This is a genomic window from Methylobacterium sp. TK31, from assembly GCF_055361545.1.
This window is the reverse complement of sequence record NZ_CM143964.1, coordinates 2,222,448-2,247,758: the sequence shown is the minus strand read 5'-3', so window position 1 is coordinate 2,247,758 and position 25,311 is coordinate 2,222,448. Positions and strand designations below refer to the sequence as shown.

The following is a 25,311-nucleotide window of genomic DNA, read 5'->3' as shown; positions in this document are numbered from 1 at the left end:
CTAAGGTCCGACCTCTCGATTGATGCGTTCGAGGAACCGACGGAAAGCAAACTTCCGTCGGGATAAAGCGCGAGTTTCATACCGGTCCAATCGCTCAAGCTGATCAAAAATTTCTGGAAACAGATCGTTGGGAGAACTCTGACCTGCTCCGACCCCTGATAAACCGTTTGCTCCGCCGCTCCGCAGGATTTCGAATTTTACAGCCTGTACGCGTTCGAAATTAATCTGTGCCTCAGCAGCAGCACGGGCGGCCTCCAGAATGTCGGCAGCAACACCGTATCTGCCGGCGATAAGCTCGGCCAACAGTTCGATTTCTGACTCCATGTCCGGATTGAGATTGGCAATCGAGAGGCCGTGCTTGCGAGCATTCTGTTTCGATTGTGCTTTCCCTGAGGGTGTGCGGGGACCAGTGCTCTTTGCAGCATTTAGGCGATTGGCATGACTGGCGCGCTCAGACGTCATCACTGCCTCTATGCTTGAAGTACACGGTTCACCGCTCTCCGGTGCGCTCAATGTCAAGGACTTCCGCAGCGACTTTCCGAGCAAGCTGCCCGAAGCCTTCTCGCTTGCGCTCAATTTCCCGGAAAAGTGCATCTCGACGTTGATCGGCCAGCGCGGCCATTCGATCGATGCGTTCAATAGAGGGCAAGTTTAACAGAAAGCCGTGCGCAGTGACGTTCTCTGCCGTGAGACCACGCTCATGAAGAAGGTCGTCAACATAGGGCCGCTGCTCGCGATGGCCAGCCATCCAACCTGCAGCGAGACTGTCAGCCGATGGAGCTGCATCGTGGTTGAGATTAAAGGGATCCACGTTCCGGAGAGCAGGACGGATCAAATCCTCCGCTGCTTTCAAATGGGCTTGGACCAAGATCTGCCTTCGCCACCGGCGGACGCGGTTTGCTTCCCAGATCAAGTCGATGATGTTCTTAACCCAAATCGCCTCGATCACGTCCGCGGGCTGGATTTGCTGAACAATGCTACGGAGAAGGGTGTCATACTGGTCCGTGTCCGTCGTCAGATGATTTGGGACATTCAGCGGTGTTCAGGAGCGGAGGCTCTGGTCCATCTGGGGTGAGAGGTTAGGCAGCGTGCGCGTGGTGGCGCAAGCGGCGATCCATGAAGGTCTGGCGCTTGATGCGTTCCCGCTCGGCCAGGATCCCTTCACCGCGTCCGAAGTAGACGTCGGCGGGCGTGAGGTTGCTCAGGCTCTCATGGGCTCGGGCATGGTTGTAGTGTTCGACGAAGTTGGCAACCTGCGTCTCCAGCTCGCCGGGCAAGTAGGCGTGTTCAAGCAGGATGCGGTTCTTGAGCGTCTGGTGCCAACGCTCGATCTTGCCCTGCGTTTGAGGATGGCATGGCGCGCCGCGGATGTGGGTCATGGCCCGAATGCCGAGCCAGTCAGCTAGGTCGCTGGCGACGTAGCTCGGCCCATTGTCGGAGAGCAGGCGTGGCCGCGGCATCACCCGCGCCTGATCGAGCCCAGCCGCACCCAGCGCCAGGTCGAGCGTGGCGGTGACGTCGCTGGCCTGCATCGTCGTGCACAGCTTCCAGGCGACGATGTAGCGTGAGAAGTCGTCCAGGACCGTCGACAGGTAGTACCAGCCCCAGCCAACGACCTTCAGGTAGGTGAAGTCCGTCTGCCAAAGCTGGTTGGGCGCGGTGGTCTTATCGCGGAACTCGTCGGCGGCCTTGATGACGATATAGGCCGGGCTGGTGATCAGGTCCTGAGACTTGAGCAGCCGGTAGACGGTCGCTTCCGAGACGAAGTAGCGCCGCTCGTCGGTGAAGCGTACCGCCAGTTCACGCGGGCTGAGTTCAGGCTGCTCCAAGGCCAGAGCAACGATCTGCTCGCGGATCTCCGCAGGTAGGCGGTTCCAGACCCGGCTTGGCTGCGAAGGATGGTCATTCAACGCCTCGGGGCCGCCGCGCTGGTAGGCGTCGTACCAGCGGTAGAACGTCGAGCGGGTGATGCCGAGCTTGTCCAGGGTAGCGCGCACCGGCAGGTGGGATTGCTCGACGAGCCGGATGATCTCCAGCTTCTCGGGGGCCGGGTACCTCATGCCTCGTCGCCCCCAGCCCCGCTCATGCTTTTTTTGAGCAGACGGTTCTCCAGGACGAGATCAGCTACGACCTCCTTCAGCGCCCCCGTCTCGCGACGGAGGTCCCGCACCTCATCCGTAGTGGCCGCACGAGACGTGTCGCCGGACAGGCGCTTCTTGCCAGCCTCCAGGAACTCCTTGGACCAGCCGTAGTACATCGAGGCGGCGATCCCCTCACGTCGGCATAACTCGGCGATGCTGTCCTCGCCCCGCAAGCCTTCCAGCACCACACGGATCTTCTCCTCGGACGAGAACTGCCGACGTGTGGCCCGACGGATGTCCTTGATCACCGCTTCTGCCGGCTTCTTGGCCGGTCCGGATGTCTGCTTCATCTTCGCTCCTCAGGGGCTACGATGAACCAGCCATCCTCCGTTCGTGAAGACCCTCAATCTGTCCCATAGGTGCTGACGTCGGACAGCCGACCGACAACGCGCTCGTCAGTCTTTCAACGGCCGCCTGCGCGACGCGTGCCTGAACGCGAACTGGTTCTTGTCGTTAGCCGACGCGCGGAGCAAGATCGAGACGTGGCGGCAGCACTGCAACGAGAGCCGTCCTCACACCGCCCTGGGGTGGATGATGCCGCAGGAATTCGCCTTGGCGGCGGCCCTGCAGGCCGCCGAATGAGATCCGGAGGCTTACCTTTCGGAAGGACCAGAATCCGGGGGACCCTCAATCGCGAAAACCGGCTCCATTCCGAGAACGAGCGCGCCGCAGTAGTCCGAGCAGATGGTGCCGGCCTCAGGGTGAACGCCGAACAGCCCCAGCGTCGTCCAGCCGAGCTGCACCGCCTCGTCGGCGCGTTGATCCAGGAAGGCGACGGCTTGCTCGTGAATCGCGGCCCAGTTCGCGCCCGTCAGGCCCGGGCAGGGCGAGACGCTGGGGCGCAAGTGAGGAAGGCCTGCGCCAGAGCTGCGGGTCGGCGGGGACGATCTTAAGTTTTGCTGAAGCTGACATGAGGTCCGGCGGCTGATGCAGGCCGGACGGGATAGGGGAGGGGGCGGAAGGCGCCTATGCCCGATCTGCAACGATGGCAGGCCGCCGACATGCAGCGAAGCCCAGCGCCTATGCGCGTCATCAGAAAAGGGTCTGCCTCAAACGGCTATGTGAGCCACCAGAGTGAGACAGAGCGTAGGTTCGAGCTAAGTGGCTGAGTTTGTTGGCGCGCCCACGGGGAATCGAACCCCGGTCTGATCCGTGAGAGGGACCTGTCCTAACCGCTAGACGATGGGCGCGGACCGGAGGGAGGCATCCGATGATCGCTGCGGCGATCCGTGCTTCCCGGCCGATGGGCGATCGTATAGCGAGGGTCGCGCGGCACCACAAGTGCCGAAATCGCGCCGGTGCGGCGCGAGCGACATTTTGAACCGAAGGATCGCCCGTTGCCGGGACTCGATGAATTGCCGGTATCGGCGGACCGCCGCGCGACGCTCGCCGAGGATGCCGCGACGGAGCGCCTGGACCGGGCCCTGGCCCGGGCCTTTCCCGACGTCTCGCGCTCGCGCCTGCAGGATCTCATCCGCGCCGGGCAGGTCCGCCGCGACGGCGCCGTCAGCCGCGATCCCTCGGTGAAGGTCGGCCCCGGGGCCGAACTCGCCGTCGTGATACCGGAGGCGGTGGCGGCGGAGCCGGTGGCGCAGGCCCTCGACCTCGCCATCGTGTACGAGGACGACGACCTCATCGTCATCGACAAGCTGGCCGGCCTCGTGGTCCACCCGGCGCCCGGCCACGAATCCGGCACCCTGGTGAACGGGCTCATCGCCCATTGCGGCGAGAGCCTGTCGGGGATCGGCGGCGTGCGCCGGCCGGGCATCGTCCACCGCATCGACAAGGACACCAGCGGCCTGCTGGTGGTGGCCAAGAACGATCTCGCCCATGCCGGGCTGACGGCGCAGTTCGCCGACCACGGCCGCACGGGCCCCCTCGAGCGGGCCTACCTCGCCCTGGCCTGGGGCGTACCCGAGCCGCGAGCCGGCACCATCGAGGCGAACCTCGCCCGCAGCGTGCGCAACCGCGAGAAGATCGCCGTCGTGCGCGGGGAGGGCGGCCGGCACGCGATCACGCATTACCGCGTCGAGGCGGTGCTCGGTGCCGAGGCACCGGTGGCACTGGTCCGCTGCACCCTGGAGACGGGGCGCACCCACCAGATCCGCGTGCATCTCAGCCATCGCGGCCATCCGCTCCTCGGCGACGCGGTCTATGGCGGGGCGTTCAAGACCAAGGCGGGCCGGCTCTCGCCCGGCGCGCGCGAGGCCCTCGCCACCCTCGGGCGGCAGGCGCTGCACGCCAGCGTGCTGGGCTTCGCCCATCCGCGCACGGGAGAAACCCTGCATTTCGAGAGCCCGCTCCCGGCCGACCTGCAGGATCTCGTGGCCCGGTTGCGGGCCGGCCCGTAGCGGCGCAGACACAGTCAAGGCCGCGCGGGCGTGCGCCAAGACACGGCGGGCTGCGGCCTTTCGTGCCATCACAGACCCAAGCGAGATCCCGCGCGTTGTTGACGAACGCGTCCCACGCGTCGCCTTTCCGTCTCCGCCGGTTTCCCGCTACATTCGGGATTCGGACGGCCGGCTCTAGGGAGCGGCGGTTCGCTTCGGACCGCCCCGCAGGGGGTCCTTTCAAGGAGGTAAGATCATGGCCGGCGCATTGCCAGTGCTCGCCACCGAAGGTGGCCTCTCCCGCTACCTCGACGAGATCCGCAAGTTCCCGATGCTGGAGCCGAACGAGGAGTTCACGCTCGCGAAGGACTGGCGCGAGAAGGGCGACCGCAACGCGGCCCACCGCCTCGTCACGTCGCACCTGCGCCTCGTGGCCAAGATCGCCATGGGCTATCGCGGCTACGGCCTGCCGATCGGCGAGGTCGTGTCCGAGGGCAATGTCGGGCTGATGCAGGCGGTCAAGCGCTTCGAGCCGGACAAGGGCTTCCGGCTGGCAACCTACGCCATGTGGTGGATCAAGGCGGCGATCCAGGAATACATCCTGCGCTCGTGGTCGCTCGTGAAGATGGGCACCACCGCCAACCAGAAGAAGCTGTTCTTCAACCTGCGCAAGGCCAAGGGCCGGATCTCGGCGCTGGACGAGGGCGACCTCAAGCCGGATCAGGTCGCGCAGATCGCCACCAAGCTCGGCGTGCCCGAGCAGGAGGTGGTCGACATGAACCGCCGCCTGTCCGGCGACACCTCGCTGAACGCCCCCCTGCGCGAGGAGGGCGAGGGCGAGTGGCAGGACTGGCTCGTGGACAACAGCCCGAGCCAGGAGACCGTGCTCGCTCGCGAGGAGGAGGGGCAGAACCGCCTCTCGGCCCTGCGCGACGCGCTCTCGGTGCTGAACCCGCGCGAGCGCCGCATCTTCGAGGCGCGCCGCCTCGCCGACGACCCGATCACCCTGGAGGACCTCTCCGGAGAATTCGGCGTCTCGCGCGAGCGCGTGCGTCAGATCGAGGTCCGCGCCTTCGAGAAGATCCAGGAGGCGGTCAAGCGCAACCTCGCCACCCGCGAGGCCCCGCGGGTCGAGGCCCACGCCTGACCCGACCGGGCCCGGCGGGCCCTCACGAAAACGGCCCTCCGGCAGCGATGCCGGGGGGCCGTTTTCCGTTCCGGAGCCCCATCGGGATCGCGCGCGGACCGGACCCGCGAGTCCGGACGCGACGTGGCTCCGCCCGAGCGCCGCTGCCTAGCGCCACTGCGTGAAGGCGCTCTGCAGCACCTGGGTGCCGGCGTTGCCCTTCTCGAAGGCGATGATCCCGCGCGGGCCGGCGGCGAACTTCAGGGTGATGTCGAACCAGTTCTTGTGCAGCAGGATGTCGGTGTTGCGCTCGACGTCGTTGGGCAGCGACGAGAGCCCGATCAGGAACAGGTTCTCGCGCACCCGCACCGGCAGGCCGGCCACCGGGGAGCCGCGGGCGCCTTCCTCGTCCTTGCCCTGGAGCAGGCCGATATCCTGGACGTTGTGGCGCGCCGCGTTGGGACCGCTCGGGGTGAAGGCGAGCTCGAGGGTGTGCGAGGCCGGCAGGGTCGCGTCGAGGTTGCGGCGCAGGGTCATGACCAGGGTCAGGCCGGCATCCGGAAACTCCGCCGTGGCGCGCACGACGGTCTCGAGGGGCTGGCCCTGCTCGCCCGGCACCGTGTCGAGGCGCCAGACCACCCGCCCCTGGGTGGTGGTCGGCGTGGCGTTGGCGCCCCCGCCCATGTTCTCCTCGTAGAGCATAGCCCGCTGGGTGACCGCGAGATCGGGCAGGGCCGGGTTCGGCGCGGCGGGCACCGGCGTGGCGGTCGGCGCAGGCGCGGGACGGCGGGCCGGTGCGGCGGGCGCGGACGGGGCCGCGTCGCCGCCGACCCGGTCGGCGAACTTCGAGTCGGCGCCGTTCGGGGCGCTGTCCTGCTGCTCCGTGGCGATCGGCTGGAGGTCGGCGGGCTTGTCGCGCAGGAGGAAGGCCGCCACGGCGATCAGCCCGATCACCGCGATCAGGATGCTGCCGACGAGGACGTTGCGCAGCAGGCGCGAGCGCCCGTGCCGGGGGCCGATCACCTCGATGCGCGGCCGCTGGCGCTGGCCGCCGGCATCGACCGCGGAAAGTTCGGCGCCGGCCTCGTCGGCGGCGGGCGCCGGCGCTCCCGCCCCGTCAGCTGCGTCGGCCGCCACGAAGGGCGGGCTCTTCGCCTTGCGGGACTGGATGCGGACCGGCGGCGGGATGGTGTCGGGGGCCGGCCCGGCCTCGCTCCGCGCGGGCGGGGGAGGCACGTCGCGCGGCGGCGCGACCGGGACCGGCGGTGCGACGGGCACGGGCGGCACCGGATCCGCCGGGATCGGCTCGACGGGTTTCGGCTCGGGTGCTGGCGGCACGGGCACGCCCAGGTCCGGCGGCGGCGCGGGCGGCAGGGTCGCCTCGGGCAGGTCGATGGGATCGTTGGCCGGCGGCGGCGGCAGGAAGGGCGCCGGCTCCGGGTCGGAGGCGGGGGCGGGGGGCTCCGGCGGCGCCGGCTCGGGCGGAGGCGGCGCCGCCCCGCCGTGGTCGCGCTCCAGACGCAGGATGGCGGCTTCGAGGGCGTTGCGCTCGAGGTCGATGTCGTCCTCGGACAGGGGCGGGTCAAGGGAGCGGAGCTGCCCGATCAGGGCGCCGCGCGCGCGTTCGTAAACGGCCTGACGCAGGGCCGGGGAGCGGTCGGGCATCGCGTCGAGCGCCCGTGCCAGCAGGGGATAATAGTCGGCCATCGTGCCTCAGATCCGCCCTCTCGCCGGCGGCTGGCCGGCCGCCTCGTCCCGCAGCCCCACGGACGGATGCACGCCGGGCGGCCGCCGCGGTGCCGTCATGGGCGCATCTTCCCCACGCGGCCGCACGTCCATCAAGCGGAAACCGCCTCAGTCCTCAAAGGGGTTGTGCATGAGAATGGTGTCGTTGCGCTCCGGCGAGGTCGAGAGCAGCGCCACCGGCGCGCCGATCAGCTCCTCGATGCGGCGCACGTACTTGATCGCCTGGGCCGGCAGGTCGGCCCAGGAGCGGGCCCCGGCCGTGGTGCCCGACCAGCCCTCGATGGTCTCGTAGATCGGCTCGACCTTGGCCTGGGCCGCCTGGTTGGCGGGCAGGTGGTCGACCACCTGGCCGTCGAGGCGGTAGCCGGTGCAGACCTTGATCGACTCGAAGCCGTCGAGGATGTCGAGCTTGGTCAGGGCGATGCCGTCGATGCCCGAGGTCCGCACGGTCTGGCGCACCAGCACCGCGTCGAACCAGCCGCAGCGGCGCTTGCGACCGGTGTTCACGCCGAACTCGCGGCCCTTGGAGCCGATGGTCTCGCCGATCTCGTCGAACAGCTCGGTGGGGAAGGGGCCTTCGCCGACCCGGGTGGTGTAGGCCTTGGCGATGCCGAGCACGTAGCCGATGGCCGAGGGGCCCATGCCGGAGCCGGTGGCGGCCTGCGCGGCCACGATGTTCGAGGAGGTCACGAAGGGATAGGTGCCGTGGTCGACGTCGAGGAGCGCGCCCTGCGCGCCCTCGAACAGGATGCGCTTGCCGGCGCGGCGCTCGTCGTCGAGGAGCTTCCAGACCGTGTCGGCATAGGGCAGGATCGTCGGGGCGATCGCCTTCAGCTCGGAGAGCAGCGCGCCCGCATCGACCTCGGCGATGCCCAGACCCCGGCGCAGGGCGTTGTGGTGGGTGAGCACCCGCTCGATCTTGGCCTCGAGGGTCGACTCGTCGGCGAGGTCGACGACCCGGATGGCGCGGCGGCCGACCTTGTCCTCGTAGGCCGGGCCGATGCCGCGCTTCGTCGTGCCGATCTTCAGGCCCGCGTTCGAGGTCTCGCGGAAATGGTCGAGCTCGCGGTGGAGCGGCAGGATCAGGGTGGCGTTGTCGGCGATGCGCAGGGTGCGCGGCGAGATCTCGACGCCCTGGGCCTGGAGCCGGGCGATCTCGTCCACGAGGTGCCAGGGATCGACCACGACGCCGTTGCCGATCACCGACAGCTTGCCGCCGCGCACCACGCCGGAGGGCAGCAGCGCCAGCTTGTAGGTCACGCCGTCGACCACGAGCGTATGGCCGGCATTGTGCCCGCCCTGGAAGCGGACCACGACGTCGGCCTGCTCGGAGAGCCAGTCGACGATCTTGCCCTTGCCTTCGTCACCCCATTGGGCGCCCACGACGACGACGTTTGCCATTCACTGAAGACCTGTGCCGTAACCCGCGCGAAAGCGGTCCGTCCTGACGGGCGGACCGCTTTCGCTGTCCTCGGGTCTTTCCGCGATCCGTGCGCGGAAATCAAGCAAGGGGGCCGTCCGCGCCCGGACGGGCGGGTATGCCCCCTCGGCGGACCTCCCGCGGCCGGCCCCGCGCCTCAGCGGGCCTCGGTACCGGGCTGGCGGCCCGGCAGGTCGCCGGGCTTGATCACCGGCATCGAGCCCGGATTCGGGTCGGGCGGGGTCACCACCAGGCCGGGGGCGGTGTTGCCCGGCGGCTTGATGACGCCGTCGCTCTTCTCGAGCCTGTCGCTGAGGGTACCGGTGTCGCCGGAGGTGCCCTTGTCGGCGCTCCCCTCCGAGGGGCGGATCTTGTCGGGGATGGTCTGGTTCGGCGGCGGCAGGGCCGGATCGGTGTCCCGGCCCTTCAGGGGCGCGTCGGGGGACTGCGCGAAGGCCGCGCCGGCGATCAGGCCGAAGCCGACCGCGAGGGTGAGGATCGAGCGCATAGGATCTCCCTGTCTCGGATGCGAGGTTTCAGGGAGAACAGGCCCGGGACCGAAGCGTTCCTGTCCCATCGGTCCTGTGATGGGACGATGGTCCTGGGAGGGAACCGGGGACAGGCTCGTACCGCGGGTTTCCCCCCCTGCGCGGGAGAGGGTGGCCCTCGCGTGAGCGAGGGTCGGAAGAGGGGGAGCCTCGGATGGGCTCCGCCGTGCGCCTCAGACGCTCTCGCGCGCCATGGCGAGGTAGAGTTCGCGCAGGCGCCGGGTATGCGCACCGGGGCGGCCCTCGCCGACGGCATGGCCGTCGATGGAGACCACCGGCATCACGAAGGCCGAGGCGCTGGTGTAGAAGGCCTCGGCCGCCTCCAGGGCCTCGGAGACGCTGAACAGCCGCTCCTCCAGGGCGAGGCCGGCCTCCTCGGCCAGGCGCAGGACCGCCTTGCGGGTGATGCCGGGCAGGAGCGCCGTGGAGAGGGGACGGGTAACCAGGGCGCCGCCCTTTGTCACGATGAAGGCCGTGGAGGACGAGCCCTCGGTGACCGCATCGTCCTCGACCATCCAGGCCTCGGCGACGCCGGCGGCGGCGGCCTGCTGCTTGGCCAGGACCTGGGCGAGGAGGGCCACGGACTTGATGTCCCGGCGCTTCCAGCGCAGATCCGGCACGGTGATGATCCGGGCGCCGGTCTCGGCGAGCGGATTGGCCGCGATCGTCTTGGCCTGCGTGAACATCATCACGGTGGGGGCGGTGCCGGCCGGCGGATAGGCAAAATCGCGCTCGTACACGCCGCGCGTCACCTGCATGTAGACCAGTCCCTCGGTGAGCCCGTTGCGGGCGACGAGTTCGGTCTGCAGGCCGATCCACTCGGCCATCGTGTGCGGGTTGGCGATGTCGATCTCGCCCAGCGAGCGGTCGAGGCGGGCGAGGTGGGCCTCGTTGTCCACGAGCCGCCCATCGAGCACCGCGGAGACCTCGTAGATCCCGTCGGCGAAGAGGAAGCCTCGGTCCATGATCGGCACGCGCGCCTCGGCGAAGGGCAGGAAGTCGCCGTTCAGGTAGACGATGCGGGCCTGGGACACGGGGTTACCTCTTCGGTCCGAGTGGTACGGGTCGGGGGCAGACGGGATCGGTGCGCGGGCTCAGCTTTCCCCGAACACCCGCGCGAAGATCGTGTCGACGTGCTTGAAGTGGTAGCCGAGATCGAAGCACTCCTCGATCTGCTCGGGGGTGAGCGCGGCGGTGACGTCGGCATCGGCCTTGAGGAGCGCGAGGAAGTCGCCCTCGCCGCGCCAAACCGGCATCGCGTTGCGCTGGACCAGGCGGTAGGAATCCTCCCGCGAGACCCCGGCCTGGGTCAGGGCCAGCAGCACCCGCTGCGAGTGGACGAGGCCGCCGAGCTTGTCGAGGTTGCGCTGCATGTTCTCCGGGTAGATCAGCAGCTTGTCGATGACGCCGGTGAGGCGCCCCAGGGCGAAGTCCAGGGTGACGGTGGCGTCCGGCCCGATCATGCGCTCCACCGAGGAGTGCGAGATGTCGCGCTCGTGCCAGAGGGCCACGTTCTCCATGGCGGGCAGGGCGTAGCTGCGCACCATGCGGGCGAGGCCCGTCAGGTTCTCGGTGAGGACGGGGTTGCGCTTGTGCGGCATCGCGGAGGAGCCCTTCTGCCCTTCCGAGAAGAATTCCTCGGCCTCCAGCACCTCCGTGCGCTGGAGGTGGCGGACCTCGATCGAGAGGCGCTCCACCGAACTCGCGACCACGCCCAGGATGGCGAAGAACATGGCGTGGCGGTCGCGCGGGATGACCTGAGTCGAGACCGGCTCGGGGGTCAGGCCCATGGCCTTGGCCACGTATTCCTCCACCCGCGGGTCGATGTTGGCGAAGGTGCCGACCGCGCCCGAGATCGCGCAGGTGGCGATCTCCTCCCGCGCCGCCACGAGGCGGGCGCGGGCGCGCTCGAACTCGGCATAGGCCCCGGCGAGCTTGAGGCCGAAGGTCACCGGCTCGGCATGGATGCCGTGCGACCGACCGATGGTCGGGGTCATCTTGTGCTCGAAGGCGCGGCGCTTGAGGGCGGCGAGCAGGGCGTCGACGTCCTTGATCAGCAGATCGGCGGCGCGCACGAGCTGCACGTTGAGGCAGGTGTCGAGCACGTCCGACGAGGTCATGCCCTGGTGGACGAAGCGCGCCTCGGGGCCGACGATCTCGGCCAGATGCGTGAGGAACGCGATGACGTCGTGCTTGGTCACCGCCTCGATGGCGTCGATGCGCGCCACGTCGAAGACCGCGTCGCGGCCCTTCTCCCAGATCGTGTCGGCGGCCTGCTTCGGCACGACGCCGAGCTCGGCCAGCGCGGTGGTCGCGTGGGCCTCGATCTCGAACCAGATCCGGAAGCGCGATTCGGGGGACCAGATCGCGGTCATCTCGGGGCGGCTGTAGCGGGGGATCATGCGGGCGCCTCGGTCAACGCGTCGGAAAGGGGCAGCGGGATCAGCCGCGCCTAGCATGGGCAGCGATGGCGCTCAACGCGAGTGGGGCCAGACGGCCGCGCACCACAACGCTGCAGCGCGGCATTTTCGCATCGGCACCGGGAATTGAGCAACATCTGGAAACGTTCCAGGAAGCTGTTCCTAGAGAATTTTCGCTTTTGATTGATGGCTTTGACGGAAACCCGACGGATCAGTCTGGAACAGATCCAGAAGATGGCAGCCTATATCCCCTGGCCGTCACCGATCTCCTCCAATTACGACATGGACAGGTCCAGCACAGTCCGGTTCCTCGGTGGGGATGTGCTGTGTCTGGACCTCGCATCCTCCTGCCGACGAGACCGTCCATGCCGCCTGCCCCCACCGGATTCCTCCGCGCCCTCGTCCTGGGCACGACCGCTCTGGGCATGGTCGGCCTCGGCCTGCCGGGCGCGGCCTCGGCCCAGGACGCCGCCGTCGTGCTCGATCAGCTCCACGTCGTCGGGAGCCCGGGCGAGAGCATCGGCTACCTGACTGCCCGGACGCGCAGCGCCACGAAGACCGACACGCCCCTGATCGACGCGCCGCAATCAGTCACGATCGTGACCCAGCAGCAGATCCGCGACCAGGGCATCCAGAGCATCGCGGACGCGATCCGCTACGTGCCGGGCGTGGTGGCGCATCAGGGCGAGGGCAACCGGGACGACGTGGTGATCCGGGGCCAGCGCTCGAACGCCGACTTCTTCGTCAACGGCATCCGCGACGACGTCCAGTATTTCCGCGACCTCTACAACGTCCAGCGCATCGAGGTGCTGAAGGGTCCCAACGCGATGATCTTCGGGCGCGGCGGGGGCGGCGGCGTGATCAACCGGGTGCTGAAGGACGCGGACGGCGTGCCGGTCCGCGAGGTGGTGGGGCTCGGTGGCGCCTACGGGGTCAAGCGCGTCGGCGTCGATGTTGGCGACCGGATCAGCGACAGCGCGTTCTTCCGTCTCAACGGGATGTTTGAGGACAGCGGCACCTTCCGGGACTTCGTCGACCTGCGCCGCTACGGCGTGAATCCCACGATGACCTTCCTGATCGGCCCGGCGACGACGCTGAAGCTGTCCTACGAGTACTTCCACGACGATCGCACGGCGGACCGGGGCATCCCCTCGCAGTTCGGCCGCCCCTATCGCTACCGCCGGAACATCGCGACCTTCTTCGGCAATCCCGATCTCAGCTACGCCCGGGTCGATGCCCACATCGCCACGGCGACCCTGGACCACGCCTTCGAATCCGGCATCGCGCTGCACAGCCAGCTGCGCTTCGCCGATTACGCGAAATTCTATCAGAACGTCTATCCGAACATCGGCCCGTCCGGCTCGGTGAACGCCGCCGGCACCGCCCTGTCCCTGGCAGCCTACAACACGGAGTCACCGCGGACGAACTACTTCAGCCAGAACGATCTCACCTACCGGTTCGAGACAGGCCTCCTGAAGCACACGCTGCTCGGCGGATTCGAGCTCGGCTACCAGGAGGGCCTGACCTTCCGGCAGGACGGCTTCTTCGCCAGCACCGGCACTCAGGGCCTGGTGGTCAATCCGCTCTCGCCGGTGAGCCGCGTTCCCGTCACCTTCCGCAACATCGCGAGCGGCGCCAATGCCCGCTACGACCTCGGCCTCGCGGCCGCCTATGCCCAGGACCAGATCGAGATCGGGCCGCATCTGCAGCTCATCGGCGGCCTGCGCTACGACCACTTCGACTTCGCCGCCACGGACCGGCGCAGCACCGTCACCAATGCCCGCGTCGACGACCTGCTCTCGCCCCGCCTCGGCCTGGTGCTGAAGCCGGTCGAGGCGCTGGCCTTCTACGCCTCCTACAGCGTGTCCTACCTGCCGTCCTCGGGCGACCAGTTCAACGCCCTGACTCCCGGCCTCGCCATCGCTAAGCCGGAGCGCTTCGAGAACACCGAGATCGGCGTGAAGATCGACGTCGCGCCGACGCTCCAGCTCACCGGCGCCCTGTACGACCTCGACCGGACCAACCAGCGCCTCGCCGACCCGAACAATGCCGGCTTCTTCATCACCAGCGGCCAGACCAACACGCAGGGCGCCGAGATCGGGGCCAACGGCTACCTCACCGACTGGTGGCAGGTCGCCGGCGGCTACGCCTTCACCGATGCCCGGATCATCAAGGGCTTCAACATCGGCGGGACTTCCGTCCGACCCGGCAACCAGGTCGGCCTCGTTCCCTTCAACGCCGTCACCCTGTGGAACAAGTTCGACCTCACTGAAGCTTTCTCGCTCGGCATCGGCTTCGTCCACCAGACGCACAGCTTCGCCGCCTCCGACAACACGGTGCGGCTGCCGGGCTACACGCGCTTCGACCTCGGGCTGTTCTACCAGGTCGCCGACGGGGTGCGGGCCCAGCTCAACGTCGAGAACCTGTTCGACCGCGGCTACATCGCCACCGCCGACGGCAACAACAACATCAGCCCCGGTGCCCCGCGCCTGATCCGCGCGCAGGTCGTCGCCCGCTTTTAGGGGATCGCGCCGCCGCGGCGGCCGGCGGGCCGTGATGTTTCCGCAACACACCCCGCGAGATCATCTCACCCTGGAATATTTCCAGGATTAAAATCCGAGACAGTTTTGCTGAATGTTGCGAGGGCGTTGGCGGGCTGTTTCGAGCGCTTCTTAGAAGCCCTGTAAAACAAAGATCAGGAAAGGCTGCCGCGCTCGCTTGCTCCTGTCTTAGTGCACCCTCAAGGGAGGCGCCACGCCGCTCGACTGAATTCGAGCGGCACAAGATCAACAAGACACGGTCTCTCGAGCGGGCGGTACGATCATGGCCATTGGAGCAGCTTCGCGACTCCTCGCAACCCTCCTGTGCGGAACGGCCCTGGCGACGACCGCCCGGGCACAGCCGCTGCCGCTGCCGGACAGCACGGCCGTGACCCTGGACCAGCTCAGCATCGAGGGCGCGCGCGGCAACACGGTGGGCTACCTGACCCGCGCCACCCGCAGCGCGACGAAGACCGACACCCCGCTCCTCGACACCCCGCAATCGGTGACTGTCGTCGGCCAGGAGCAGATCCGGGACCAGAACTTCCAGAACCTCACCGATCAGCTGCGCTACGTGCCGGGCGTGATCCCGGCCCAGGGCGAGAGCAACCGCGACGAGGTCGTTATCCGCGGCCAAAAGACCAACGCGGACTTCTTCGTCAACGGCGTGCGCGACGACGTGCAGTACTTCCGCGATCTCTACAACATCGAGCGGATCGAGGTGCTCAAGGGCCCGGATTCGCTGATCTTCGGCCGCGGCGGCGGCGGCGGCGTGATCAACCGCGTCCTGAAGGAGGCCGACGGCCTGCGCGTGCGCCAGATCGTGGCCGGCGTCGGGCAGTTCAACCAGAAGCGCGTCGCCGTCGATGTCGGCGACCGCATCAGCGACAGCGTGTTCTTCCGCCTCAACGGCGTATTCGAGGACAGCCAGACCTACCGCCAGTTCGGCGACCTGCAGCGCTACGGCATCAACCCCACGATGACGTTGCTGCTCGGACCGGCGACGACCCTGAAGCTCTCCTACGAGTTCTTCCACGACGACCGCTTCCCCGATCGCGGCATCCCCTCGCAGAACGGCCGTCCGTACAATTACCGCAACAACATCCGCACCTTCTTCGGCAACCCGGACGTGAACACCACCCGGGTCGATGCCAACATCGCCACGGCGACCCTCGACCACACCTTCGAGTCCGGCGTGCAGATGCGCAACCAGCTGCGCTTCGCCGACTACAACCGCTTCTACGCCAACACCCTGCCGGGGGCGCCGGTCAACGCCGCCGGCACGCAGGTGCCGATCTCCGGCTACCGCAACGAAACAGACCGGACGAACTACTTCAGCCAGAACGACTTCACCTACAAGTTCCTCACCGGCGACGTGAAGCACACGCTGCTCGCCGGCTTCGAACTCGGCTACCAGGAGGGTCTGGCCTTCCGGCAGACGGCGTTCTTCAACACCGGCAACAGCCTCGTCACCAGCGTGGTGGTGAACCCGATGGCGCCGATCACCCGCGCCCCGGTGACCTTCCGCAACAACGGCACCACCGACGCCAACTTCCGCTACGACCTGGGTCTCGCCGCGGCCTATGCCCAGGACCAGATCGACCTGAACGAGTACGTCCAGATCGTCGGCGGACTGCGCTACGACTACTTCGATTTCTCTTCGCAGGGCCGGGTCACCGGCCTGACCAACGCGCGGGTCGACAACCTCGTCTCGCCCCGCGCCGGCATCGTGATCAAGCCGCTGGCGAACCTCGCCTTCTACGGCAGCTACAGCGTGTCCTACCTGCCGTCCTCGGGCGACCAGATCGGCGTGTTCTCGCCGGGACTCGCCATCGCGAAGCCGGAGGGCTTCCAGAACCTCGAAGTGGGCGTGAAGTACGACGTCACTCCGACCTTCCAGGTCACCGGCGCCCTGTACAACCTCGACCGCACCAACCAGCGCCTGGCCGACCCGAACAATGCCGGCTTCTTCATCCTGTCGGGCAAGACCAACACGCAAGGGGCCGAGATCGGCGCCAACGGCTACCTCACCGACTGGTGGCAGATCGCCGGCGGCTACGCCTTCACCGATGCCCGGATCGAGAGCAACACCTCGGCGACCATCGTGAAGGGCAACACCGTCGGGCTGGTGCCGTTCAACAGCGTCTCGCTCTGGAACAAGTTCGACATCACCCCGGAACTCGGCATCGGCATCGGCGTGATCCACCAGACCCACACCTTCGCCACCTCCGACGACACCGTGCGGCTGCCGGGCTACACGCGCTTCGACCTCGGCCTGTTCTATCAGGTCAGCGAGTCGGTCCGGGCGCAGGTGAACATCGAGAACCTGTTCGACCGGCGCTACATCTACACCGCCGACAACAACCAGAACATCACGCCGGGCGCGCCGCGCACGATCCGGGCGCAGATCATCGCCAAGTTCTGAGACAGCGCGACGGCTGGACTATTCCACCCGCTGCCAGCCGGGGCCCATCAGGCGCTCCTGCGGGGTGAAGCGGGCCTTGTAGTCCATCTTGCGCGAGCCCTCGACCCAGTAGCCGAGATAGAGGTAGGGCAGGCCGAGGTCGGCGGCGCGGCGGATATGGTCGAGGATCATGTAGGTGCCCAGCGAGCGGTGCGCCTCGGCCGGGTCGTAGAACGAGTAGACCATCGACAGGCCGTCCGCGAGGACGTCGGTCAGGCAGAGCGCGACGGTGGGCCCGGTGCCGCGCCCGTTGATCGCCGTGTCGGGGCCGCGCCGGCGATAGCTGACCAGGTGGGTGTCCACGTGGCTGTCCTCGATCATCATGGCGTAGTCGAGCACGGTCATGTCGACCATGCCGCCGTCGCCGTGGCGCGCGTCGAGGTAGCGCCGGAACAGGGCGTACTGCTCCGAGGCCGGCCGGTTGGGCTCCGGGGTGCCGACGAGATCGGCGTTGCGCTGGAGAATGCGGCGCTGGCTGCCCGAAGGCTTGAAGTCGGAGACCACCACCCGCACCGAGATGCAGGCGCGACAGGACTCGCAGGCCGGCCGGTAGGCGATGGTCTGCGAGCGGCGAAAGCCCCCCTGCGTCAGGATCTCGTTGAGGTCGCGGGCGCGGCGCCCGACGAGGTGGGTGAACACCTTCCGCTCCTCCTGGCCCGGCAGGTAGGGGCAGGGGGAGGGCGCCGTCAGATAGAATTGCGGGGTGTCCCGGGAATGGCTCGTCACGCTGTCTGTCGCCCGCCGCGCGGGGCGCGCCCCGCGCACCCCAAGACTTGAGTGTATCCGCAACGCGGACGGGCTCAACACCCTGTGAGGGTTCCGCGACGATTTCGTACGAAAGCTTGATCGTCCCCTGCGCCACCGCCTCGCTGAGCCAGCAAGGCCCGAAGCGGCGCCTCAGCCGGCGCGGACCACCGCGAGGCCGAGGAGCAGGTCGTGGCCGAGGCGGCGGTCGGCGCGCACGAGGCCGATGCCGACATCGAGAACCCAGAGAAGGAAGGCCGAGGCGACCGCCACGTAGAACAGCAGCGCGTGGATCGCCGCCGTGAGGTAGTCGACGCGGGCGCCGCTCTCCGGCGCGACCACGCGCAGGCCCATCATCCGCATGCCCCAGGTGCTCTGGCCGGGGCCGCCCACCGTGATGGCGCTGTAGAGGATGCCGCTCGCCGGCAGGATCGCGAACAGGGTCCAGCCGAGGCCGAAGGTGAGGAGCCCGATCACCGTGATCACCAGGGTCAGCAGCGCGGTGAAGCCGAAGATGAACAGGATGTCGAGGAAGTAGGCGACGAAGCGCGCGCCGAGGCTGCCCCGGACGTAGGGCACGGGGAATTGCGGGGCGTAGCCGGTCCGCACGGGATCGGCGTAGGGGCTTTGCGTCTCGCGCATCGGGCGCTCCTGGGTGTCGCTCGCGGGAGGGAGCGGCAGGGATCTCGCTCAAGAGATGGGCGCGGGGCCCGCAACTTCCAAGATCGGCCGTCCCAAGAGCGACTCTCCCGAGATCGGCCCATCCAGGGTCACCCTGTCCAGGATCGCTCCCGTCACGGCGCCGCGCGGCCGGCCGGAGCCTGCGATCCCGGGTCGGCGGCCGCGGCCTCCGGGGTGTCGAGGTAGTACTGACGTAGGAGGAACAGGCGGGCGCCGTTGACCGGACCGGTCTCGGTGGCGAGGCCGAGGAGTTCGGCCCCGGGACCGAAGCGGCAGGTGACCCAGCGCTGGCGCGCGGCCTGGCCGGGCCGTCCCGCCACGGCGTAGTCGACCCGCAGTTCGTCCGGCGTCGCGCCCGCGCCGATGCGCAGGAGCCGGACCTCGGTGTCGGGTGGCGCCAGCGCCGGGACGGCGCGCCGGCAGATCATCGCGCGCTGGCGGTCGACGGAACTCTCGCAGGCGGCGAGGCCGAGAAGCGCCGGCGCGAGCACAAGGGCCAGGATCGGCCCACGCGCGGCGCGGCGCGGCCTCACGCGCCGGCGCGCAGCCGCTCGGCGACCCGCAGCGCGTAGTAGGTGAGCACGCCGTCGGCGCCGGCGCGCTTGAAGGCCAGCAGGCTCTCGACCATGGCCCGCTCGCCGTCGAGCCAGCCGTTGCGGGCGGCGGCCTCGATCATCGCGTATTCGCCGGACACCTGGTAGGCGAAGGTCGGCACCGCGAACTCGTCCTTCACCCGGCGGATGATGTCGAGATAGGGCAGGCCGGGCTTCACCATGACGGAATCCGCGCCCTCCGCGATGTCGAGGGCGACCTCTCGGATGGCCTCGTCGGAATTGCCGGGGTCCATCTGGTAGGTGCGCTTGTCGCCCACCAGCGCCGCCTGGGTGCCGATGGCGTCCCGGAACGGACCGTAGAACGCGCTCGCGTACTTGGCCGCGTAGGCCATGATCTGCACGTCGCGGAAACCGGCCCGGTCGAGGCCGGCCCGGATCGCGCCGACCCGCCCGTCCATCATGTCCGAGGGGGCGATGATGTCGGTGCCGGCCTCGGCCTGGATCAGGCTCTGCTCCACGAGGAGGGCCACGGTCTCGTCGTTGAGGATCGCGCCGTCCTCCAGCAGGCCGTCATGGCCGTGGCTGGTATAGGGATCCAGGGCGACGTCGGTCATGATCCCGAGCTCCGGGACCGCCTTCTTCACGGCGCGCACCGCCCGGCAGACGAGGTTTTCGCGGTTGAGCGACTCCGAGCCCGTCGGGTCGCGCAGGGACGGCTCGGTATAGGGAAAGAACGAGATCGCCGGGATGCCGGCGCGGGCGGCCTTCTCGGCGTCGCGCACGACCTCGTCCACGCTGAGACGCTCGACGCCGGGCATCGACGCGATGGGCTCGCGCCGACCCGATCCCTCGATGACGAAGAGCGGCCAGATCAGGTCGTCGACCGTCAGGGTATGCTCGCGCACGAGCCGGCGCGACCACTCGGCCTTGCGGTTGCGCCGCGGGCGCTGGGTCAGGCCGAGGGCCGCCGGGCGGGCGGCCTCCTGGGCCGTCTCGACCGCCAGGGGACGCGGGGTCGGGGGTTCGTGTGTCATCGGCTCGAACTCGACGGTTTTTCGGCCCAGGTCTTGGCCGGAAGGGCTTTGGCCGGGGCGGGCGAGCACGGGCCTACCACATCGGCAAAAGCCTCCGAAACCCGTGATGCCGACGCAGGGACGGCGCTCGTTCGCGCACCGCGGAACGGACCGGTCCGCCACCGCTCCGATTGACGCCGCGCGCCAAAATCCCGTCTAAGCAGGCGATCCAACCGGGAGCGACGATGGCGGAGTCGGACGAAGCGGAGATCCTGTTCGAGCGGCGCGGGGCGGTGGGCCTCGTCACGCTGAACCGGCCGCGCGCCCTGAACGCCCTGTCCCTGGCGATGCTCGGGGCGATGCAGGCGAAGATGGACGCTTGGGCCGGCGACGCCGCGGTGACCCGGGTGGTGCTGCGCGGGCGGGGCGGGCGCGCCTTCTGCGCCGGCGGCGACATCCGCCAGATCTACGCCCTCGCCAAGGCTGGTGAGCATGCCGCCGTCGATGCCTTCTGGCGCGCCGAGTACGGCCTCGACGCCACCGTGAAGCGGTTTCCCAAGCCCGTGATCAGCCTGATCGAGGGCCTGGTCATGGGCGGCGGCAACGGGATCTCGGTGCATGGCAGCCACCGGGTCTCGTCGGAGACCTACAGCTTCGCCATGCCGGAGGTCGGAATCGGCCTGTTTCCCGATGTCGGCATGACCTACGTGCTGCCGCGCCTGCCCGGCCTGACCGGGACCTACCTCGCCCTCACGGGCACCCGGATCGGACCGGGGGACGCCCACGCGGTGGGCCTGGCCACCCATCACGCGGAAGCGGCGGCGTTCGACGCGATCGTGGACGCCCTCGCGTCCGGTGCGGCGATCGATCCGGTGCTCGCCGCCCACGCCCGGCCGGTGCCCGGGCCCGGACCCCTGGTCGAGGCACGGGCCGTCATCGACGCGTGCTTTTCCGCCGACACCGTCCCGGAGATCCTGGCGCGCCTCGACGCGGACGGCTCGGCCTTCGCGGTCGAGACCGCCGCGCTGATGCGCACGCGCTCGCCCACCAGCCTGACCCTGGTGCGCGCGCAGATGCGGCGGGGCGCCGCCCTGAGCTTCCCCGAGGCGATGCGGCTAGAATACCGCATGGTCGGCGCCCTGATGCGCGGCCACGATTTCTTCGAGGGCGTGCGCGCCGCCGTCATCGACAAGGACGGCGCCCCCGCCTGGAACCCCGCGACCCTGGAGGCCGTCGATCCCGCCGCGATCGCCGCGGCCTTCGCGCCGTCGGACGGCCCGGAGCCATCCTTCGCAGGATCGGACGAGTGATGAGGAGAGGTCCCGCGTGCGCGGTTTGACGAAGGTACCGGGCCCGCGCGAGATCCGTGGCCGCGGCCAGGAGGGCGGCGCCGACCGGATCGAGCGCAGCCCCCAGGGGCCACAGACCGGCTGGGACGTGGTGCTGGTGTGGTTCATGCGCGCCATCGCGCTGGCCTGGCTGACGAAGGCCGTCGCGACCTGGGCCGGTATCCTCGATGTCCTGCCCGGCTGGCGCCCCTTCGAATCGGAGACGCTGGGGCGCCAGAGCGTGATCGTCTACTTCGCGGTGATCGACCCCATGGCGGCGGTCGGGCTCTGGCTGACGAGCGCCTGGGGCGGCGTGGTCTGGCTGCTGGCCGCCACGAGCGCGCTCACCCTGGCCGTCCTGACGCCTCAGCTTCTACCGATGGCGCCCGTATACCTGGCAATACAGGCGGGAATTATTGCATTTTATTTTATCTTCTCTTTCCTGGCGGCGCGGGAAATCCGGTAAACGACAGGTTACGATGATCACTTCATCTTGCATTTACCGAGAGAGGTAAATCGCAAATTCATCCTATCGCTTAAAGCGTCTTTCATCTGGCACTCCTAGGTTGGCTTCATGAGCGGTGGCGAAGAACACCGGCCCTGAAACACCCGAGACCTGATGAGGCCCATGATGAAGTCCCAGGCTGCCAAGGTTAGCAAGACCGACAACGCTCCCGAGGCCGCTCCGGCGCACGGCTCGTATCTTGAGGCCCTGCACCTCGTCGAGCGCCTGCACCGCCGCCTTCTCGACGTGATCAAGGACGAGTTCGAGCGCCGGGACCGCGAAGACGTCAACAGCGTCCAGGCGCTGCTGCTCTACAACATCGGCGACAAGGAGCTCACCGCGAGCGAGCTGCGCACCAAGGGCTACTATCTCGGCTCGAACGTCTCCTACAACGTCAAGAAGCTCGTCGAGGCCGGCTACCTGCACCATGCCCGGTCGAAGACCGACCGCCGCTCGGTCCGCATCAGCCTGACCGACAAGGGCCGACAGGTCCACGACATCATCCAGAGCCTCTACGACAAGCACGCCCGCACCATCCAGCCGATCGGCGGAATCTCGGACGACGATTTCGGCCGCCTCAACACCGCGCTCAGCCGCCTGGAGCGCTTCTGGACCGACCAGATCCGCTACCGCCTCTGAGGACGCTCACCACCGCGACACCTCTGCAAGCCCGGTTCGCCGGGCTTGTTCGCGTTTCGGGGCTGCCCGGCCGCGGCGCTCAGCCGGTCAGGAGCCGGCGTGCTCGGCCGATTCCTCGCCCGCCGGCTTGCCGTCGTCGCGGGCGCGGTGGAGCATGAAGATCGCGAGCACCATCGTGAGGATCAGGCCCGCGAGGACGCCGAGCTCGATCATCGAGGCCTGGAACAGCGCCTGCTTCTCGGGCGACCAGTCCTTGGCGTGCGTGATCTCCGAGGATTGCAGCGTGATCACCAGGACCCGCCGGATCGAGGCGATGAGCCCGACGATCAGGAATGGTTCGCACGTCAGCTTGCCCGAGCGCATCGACACCCGCACCGTGTGCAGGATCTCGATCAGCATCAGCAGGAACAGCAGCCGGTCCACCACCTCGAGGATCTGATCGGCGCCCCCGAGGTGGCGCAGGGCCTCCCAGGTCAGCGCAGAGGCATCGATCAGCGCGACGAGGGCGGTCAGCGCGAGAAGGAGGCCGAGGGCCGCGTAGATCGCGTGCTCCGTATGAAGAAAGACGAAGCTCGCCGCCCGCGTGAGCCGGCCCTGATCCTCCCGGTCGTCGGACATGACGCGCTCCCCCCTCTGATCCGGCGATCAGACAGGATCGGCGCGCGAGCGTCCAGCGTGGCCACGCTCCGAGACCGCTCGGCACGCGGCGACGGGACCGGCCTGGACGATCACGAGCGCGTCAGCGGAGGGTGGGCGACAGGGCCCGCGGCCGGTCAGAGCATGTCCTCGACCCGGATCGGCAGGGCGCGGATGCGGCGGCCGGTGGCGTTGAACACCGCGTTGGCGATCGCGGCGTTGACGCCGATGATGCCGAGTTCCCCCAGGCCTTTGAGGCCGAGGGGATTCACGGTGTCGTCCGAGTCGGGCAGCAGCAGGGCCTCGACCTCCGGCGCGTCGGCGGCGGTGGCGACGAGATACTCGGCGAGATCCGGGTTGCGGTAATGGCCGCGGTCGAGGATCGTCTCCTCCAGGAGCGCCGAGCCGAGCCCCCAGATCATCCCGCCGGTGAGCTGGCTGCGCGCCGTCAGCGGGTTCAGCACCCGCCCGGCCGCGAAGGCGCCGAGGAGCCGCGGCACCCGGACCTCGCCGGTCTCCTCGTGGACCAGCACCCGCGCGAACTGGGCTCCGAAGGCCCAGGACAGCGACCGACCGTCGGCCCCGGTGCCGAGAGCCATCCTGCCCGATTCGATCGCCTCGAGGGCCTCCGGCCCCGAGCCCTCCGGGGTGAAGGCCGCCACCGTCTCGATCCCGCCCGGATCGAGCCCGGCGACGACGGCCCGCAGCGGGCAGGTCCGCCCGTCCGGCGCCACGAGAGCGCCCGCCCGCAGGCGCAATCCGGCGGGATCGGCCCCGGCCAGGGGTCCAGCCAAGGATCCAGTCTCGACGGCGGCCGAGGCCAGACGGGCCCGAAGCGTCTCGCAGCCCTGCGCCAGGGTGTGGAGCAGGCTCGTCGTGGTGGACGAGCCGCCCGAGAGGCCGGCGGCGGGCAGGTCGGTGTCGCCGAGGCGGACGTCGACCGATTCGGGCGTGATCCCGAGCCATTCGGCGGCGCCGAGGGCCAGCAGCGTCGTGATGCCGTTGCCGATCTCGTGATGGGCGGTGGCGACCGTGGCGCGGCCTTCGGCGTCGAGGCAAATCCGCATGGTGGCGGGGGAGATCTTCACGGGCCGGATCGAGGCCGCGCAGCCGAGGCCGATCCGCCAGGGTCCGTCGCGCATCCGTCCCGGCTCCGGATCGCGCGCCGCCCAGCCGAAGGCCTCCGCGCCGGCATCGAAGCAGGCCATGAGCGGGCGCGACGAGAACGGCTTGCCTGAGATCGGGTCGGTGGCCGTGTCGTTGCGCCGGCGCAGTTCGATGGGATCGAGCCCGAGGGCGACGGCCATCTCGTCGACGGCGCTCTCCAGGGCGAAGAGGTAGGGCACCTCGGGGGGTGCCCGCATCGGCCCCGGGGTGTTGCGGTCGACCCGCGCGGCCCGCTCGTCGGTGCGCACGGCCGGGCAGGCATAGAGGCTCGCGGTGACGTCGGTGCCCTCCATGGCGAAGGGGTCGAAGCGCGAGGTGACGACCTCGGCCTCGTGCACGAGTGCGGTGAAGCGCCCGTCCTGGGTCGCCCCCAGGCGGATGTCGTGCCGGGTCTCCGGGCGATGATTGGCGATGGTGAAGCCTTCCCGGCGGCTGGCGACCAGGGAGACCGGCCGGCCGAGGATGCGGGCGGCCAGCGCGACCGGCGCCGTGTATTGCGACAGGGCGAATTTCGCGCCGAAATGGCCGCCGATCAGACCCGACACCACCCGGATGTCCCCCGGATCGAGGCCGAGCTGCGCGGCGAGGCCGTGCCGGACCGCGCCGATGTAGCGCGAGGGCTCGTAAACGGTGAGGCGCGGACCGTCCCAGGCGCAGGTCGTGCCGAACAGCTCGATCGGGTTATGGTGCTGGATCGGCGTCTCGTAGCGGGCCGCGACCATCACGTCGGACCGGTCGAGGGCGCCGTCGGCGTCGCCGGTGCGGGGGTCGTGGTGCTTCGGTTTCAGATCCGCGAGCCGCAGGGTCTCGGTCAGAGGCGCGTCGAAACCGTCGGCAAAGGCCTCGGCCGCATAGCGCACGATGGTCCGGGCGGCGGCCTCCCGGGCGGCCTCGACGGTCTCCGCCACCACCAGGGCGACGATCTGGCCGGCATAGGCGACGGCGTCCGATCCCAGCGGCAGGTGCCCACTATTGGCAAAGCCCCCCGCCATGAGATGCTTCACCGGCCGGATCGCGCCGGCGAAATCCCGGTGGGTGAAGATGCGCAGGCAGCCCGGGACGGCCGCGGCCGCCGCGAGGTCGAAACCGGTGATCCGCCCGCGCGGAAGCGTGCTGGTGACCAGGGCCGCGTGGGCGAGCCCCGGCAGGTGCCGGTCCGAGGCATAGGCCGCCCGGCCGGTGACCTTGGCGCCGCCCTCGACGCGGGGATGCGGATGGCCGAGCCAAGCCGTCTGATCGCGCGCGTCGGTCGGTCTCGCCATCGGCCTCTCCTCGCCTCACGGCAGGAGTAACCGCGGGATCGGCCCGC

General features: G+C 69.0%; 22 protein-coding genes, 1 tRNA gene and 1 pseudogene. 8 read left to right on the top strand and 16 right to left on the bottom strand.

What is annotated here, in order from left to right:
• The 3 genes from ACXJY8_RS10310 to ACXJY8_RS10300 all read right to left on the bottom strand — a co-directional run bounded on the left by ACXJY8_RS10310 (position 1) and on the right by ACXJY8_RS10300 (position 2,431).
• On the bottom strand, positions 1 to 462 hold the full coding sequence (locus ACXJY8_RS10310) for a hypothetical protein (protein ID WP_463779631.1): 462 nt from the start codon (positions 460 to 462) through the stop codon (positions 1 to 3).
• Between the two features lie 28 nt (positions 463 to 490).
• Positions 491 to 949, bottom strand: a complete 459-nt coding sequence (locus ACXJY8_RS10305; protein ID WP_463779629.1) for a hypothetical protein — start codon at positions 947 to 949, stop codon at positions 491 to 493.
• A gap of 130 nt (positions 950 to 1,079) precedes the next feature.
• Positions 1,080 to 2,431 (bottom strand): IS3 family transposase gene (locus ACXJY8_RS10300; protein WP_463773284.1). Its coding sequence is split into 2 segments (ribosomal slippage): positions 1,080 to 2,095 and positions 2,095 to 2,431, totalling 1,353 coding nucleotides; the frame shifts between segments, so codons are not numbered across the junction.
• 80 nt (positions 2,432 to 2,511) lie between these two features.
• On the opposite strand from ACXJY8_RS10300, the pseudogene ACXJY8_RS10295 reads away from it, so the two are divergent.
• Positions 2,512 to 2,723 (top strand): annotated as a pseudogene (locus ACXJY8_RS10295) (integrase core domain-containing protein); the annotation flags it as partial.
• An 11-nt stretch (positions 2,724 to 2,734) separates the two neighbouring features.
• Here ACXJY8_RS10295 and ACXJY8_RS10290 read toward each other — a convergent pair.
• Positions 2,735 to 2,986, bottom strand: coding sequence for a hypothetical protein (locus ACXJY8_RS10290; protein ID WP_463779627.1), 252 nt, complete (start codon positions 2,984 to 2,986; stop codon positions 2,735 to 2,737).
• A gap of 270 nt (positions 2,987 to 3,256) precedes the next feature.
• A tRNA-Glu gene (locus ACXJY8_RS10285) sits at positions 3,257 to 3,331 on the bottom strand.
• Between the two features lie 147 nt (positions 3,332 to 3,478).
• Between ACXJY8_RS10285 and ACXJY8_RS10280 the strand changes: the two genes are divergently transcribed.
• A complete protein-coding gene (locus tag ACXJY8_RS10280; protein ID WP_463779625.1) occupies positions 3,479 to 4,492 on the top strand; it encodes an RluA family pseudouridine synthase in 1,014 nt (337 codons plus the stop codon).
• Positions 4,493 to 4,727: 235 nt separating this feature from the next.
• Complete coding sequence (gene rpoH / locus ACXJY8_RS10275) at positions 4,728 to 5,618, top strand: RNA polymerase sigma factor RpoH (protein ID WP_056213706.1); 891 nt, start codon at positions 4,728 to 4,730, stop codon at positions 5,616 to 5,618.
• 147 nt (positions 5,619 to 5,765) lie between these two features.
• Here rpoH and ACXJY8_RS10270 read toward each other — a convergent pair whose 3' ends face one another.
• From ACXJY8_RS10270 to purB, 5 genes are all read right to left on the bottom strand, one after another.
• Positions 5,766 to 7,304, bottom strand: a complete 1,539-nt coding sequence (locus ACXJY8_RS10270; RefSeq protein WP_463779622.1) for a histidine kinase — start codon at positions 7,302 to 7,304, stop codon at positions 5,766 to 5,768.
• Between the two features lie 147 nt (positions 7,305 to 7,451).
• Positions 7,452 to 8,744 carry an adenylosuccinate synthase gene (locus ACXJY8_RS10265; protein ID WP_463779620.1) on the bottom strand — a complete coding sequence of 431 codons (1,293 nt, stop codon included), beginning with the start codon at positions 8,742 to 8,744 and terminating at the stop codon, positions 7,452 to 7,454.
• 176 nt (positions 8,745 to 8,920) lie between these two features.
• On the bottom strand, positions 8,921 to 9,271 hold the full coding sequence (locus tag ACXJY8_RS10260; protein WP_463779617.1) for a hypothetical protein: 351 nt from the start codon (positions 9,269 to 9,271) through the stop codon (positions 8,921 to 8,923).
• Between the two features lie 213 nt (positions 9,272 to 9,484).
• Positions 9,485 to 10,345: a D-amino-acid transaminase gene (locus ACXJY8_RS10255; protein ID WP_463779614.1), complete on the bottom strand. Its 861-nt coding sequence runs from the start codon at positions 10,343 to 10,345 to the stop codon at positions 9,485 to 9,487.
• A 60-nt stretch (positions 10,346 to 10,405) separates the two neighbouring features.
• Positions 10,406 to 11,713 carry an adenylosuccinate lyase gene (gene purB / locus ACXJY8_RS10250; RefSeq protein ID WP_463779612.1) on the bottom strand — a complete coding sequence of 436 codons (1,308 nt, stop codon included), beginning with the start codon at positions 11,711 to 11,713 and terminating at the stop codon, positions 10,406 to 10,408.
• A gap of 443 nt (positions 11,714 to 12,156) precedes the next feature.
• Here purB and ACXJY8_RS10245 point away from each other — a divergent pair, with 443 nt between their 5' ends.
• Complete coding sequence (locus tag ACXJY8_RS10245) at positions 12,157 to 14,253, top strand: TonB-dependent receptor (RefSeq protein WP_463780519.1); 2,097 nt, start codon at positions 12,157 to 12,159, stop codon at positions 14,251 to 14,253.
• A 301-nt stretch (positions 14,254 to 14,554) separates the two neighbouring features.
• Positions 14,555 to 16,696, top strand: coding sequence for a TonB-dependent receptor (locus ACXJY8_RS10240; RefSeq protein ID WP_463779609.1), 2,142 nt, complete (start codon positions 14,555 to 14,557; stop codon positions 16,694 to 16,696).
• 18 nt (positions 16,697 to 16,714) lie between these two features.
• Here the strand turns inward: ACXJY8_RS10240 and ACXJY8_RS10235 are convergent, their stop codons facing one another.
• From ACXJY8_RS10235 to hemB, 4 genes are all read right to left on the bottom strand, one after another.
• A complete protein-coding gene (locus tag ACXJY8_RS10235) occupies positions 16,715 to 17,461 on the bottom strand; it encodes an arginyltransferase (RefSeq protein WP_463779607.1) in 747 nt (248 codons plus the stop codon).
• Positions 17,462 to 17,632: 171 nt separating this feature from the next.
• Entirely contained in the window at positions 17,633 to 18,121 is a 489-nt protein-coding gene (locus tag ACXJY8_RS10230) for an RDD family protein (protein ID WP_463779602.1), read from the bottom strand.
• 152 nt (positions 18,122 to 18,273) lie between these two features.
• Positions 18,274 to 18,693, bottom strand: a complete 420-nt coding sequence (locus tag ACXJY8_RS10225; protein ID WP_463779599.1) for a hypothetical protein — start codon at positions 18,691 to 18,693, stop codon at positions 18,274 to 18,276.
• The gene (hemB, locus tag ACXJY8_RS10220) at positions 18,690 to 19,748 is read right to left on the bottom strand and encodes a porphobilinogen synthase (protein WP_463779597.1); all 1,059 of its coding nucleotides are present in this window, start codon (positions 19,746 to 19,748) and stop codon (positions 18,690 to 18,692) included. Before hemB ends, ACXJY8_RS10225 begins: the two co-directional genes overlap by 4 nt.
• A 224-nt stretch (positions 19,749 to 19,972) precedes the next feature.
• Here hemB and ACXJY8_RS10215 point away from each other — a divergent pair, with 224 nt between their 5' ends.
• The 3 genes from ACXJY8_RS10215 to ldtR all read left to right on the top strand — a co-directional run bounded on the left by ACXJY8_RS10215 (position 19,973) and on the right by ldtR (position 22,199).
• A complete protein-coding gene (locus tag ACXJY8_RS10215) occupies positions 19,973 to 21,037 on the top strand; it encodes an enoyl-CoA hydratase/isomerase family protein (protein WP_463779595.1) in 1,065 nt (354 codons plus the stop codon).
• Positions 21,038 to 21,053: 16 nt separating this feature from the next.
• A complete protein-coding gene (locus ACXJY8_RS10210) occupies positions 21,054 to 21,521 on the top strand; it encodes a DUF6163 family protein (RefSeq protein WP_463779593.1) in 468 nt (155 codons plus the stop codon).
• A gap of 165 nt (positions 21,522 to 21,686) precedes the next feature.
• Positions 21,687 to 22,199, top strand: coding sequence for a transcriptional regulator LdtR (ldtR, locus tag ACXJY8_RS10205; protein WP_463780516.1), 513 nt, complete (start codon positions 21,687 to 21,689; stop codon positions 22,197 to 22,199).
• An 87-nt stretch (positions 22,200 to 22,286) separates the two neighbouring features.
• On the opposite strand, the gene ACXJY8_RS10200 is transcribed toward ldtR, so the two are convergent.
• Positions 22,287 to 22,817 carry a phosphate-starvation-inducible PsiE family protein gene (locus ACXJY8_RS10200; protein ID WP_463779591.1) on the bottom strand — a complete coding sequence of 177 codons (531 nt, stop codon included), beginning with the start codon at positions 22,815 to 22,817 and terminating at the stop codon, positions 22,287 to 22,289.
• 155 nt (positions 22,818 to 22,972) lie between these two features.
• Complete coding sequence (locus ACXJY8_RS10195; protein WP_463779587.1) at positions 22,973 to 25,264, bottom strand: xanthine dehydrogenase family protein molybdopterin-binding subunit; 2,292 nt, start codon at positions 25,262 to 25,264, stop codon at positions 22,973 to 22,975.
• Positions 25,265 to 25,311 lie beyond the last annotated feature (47 nt).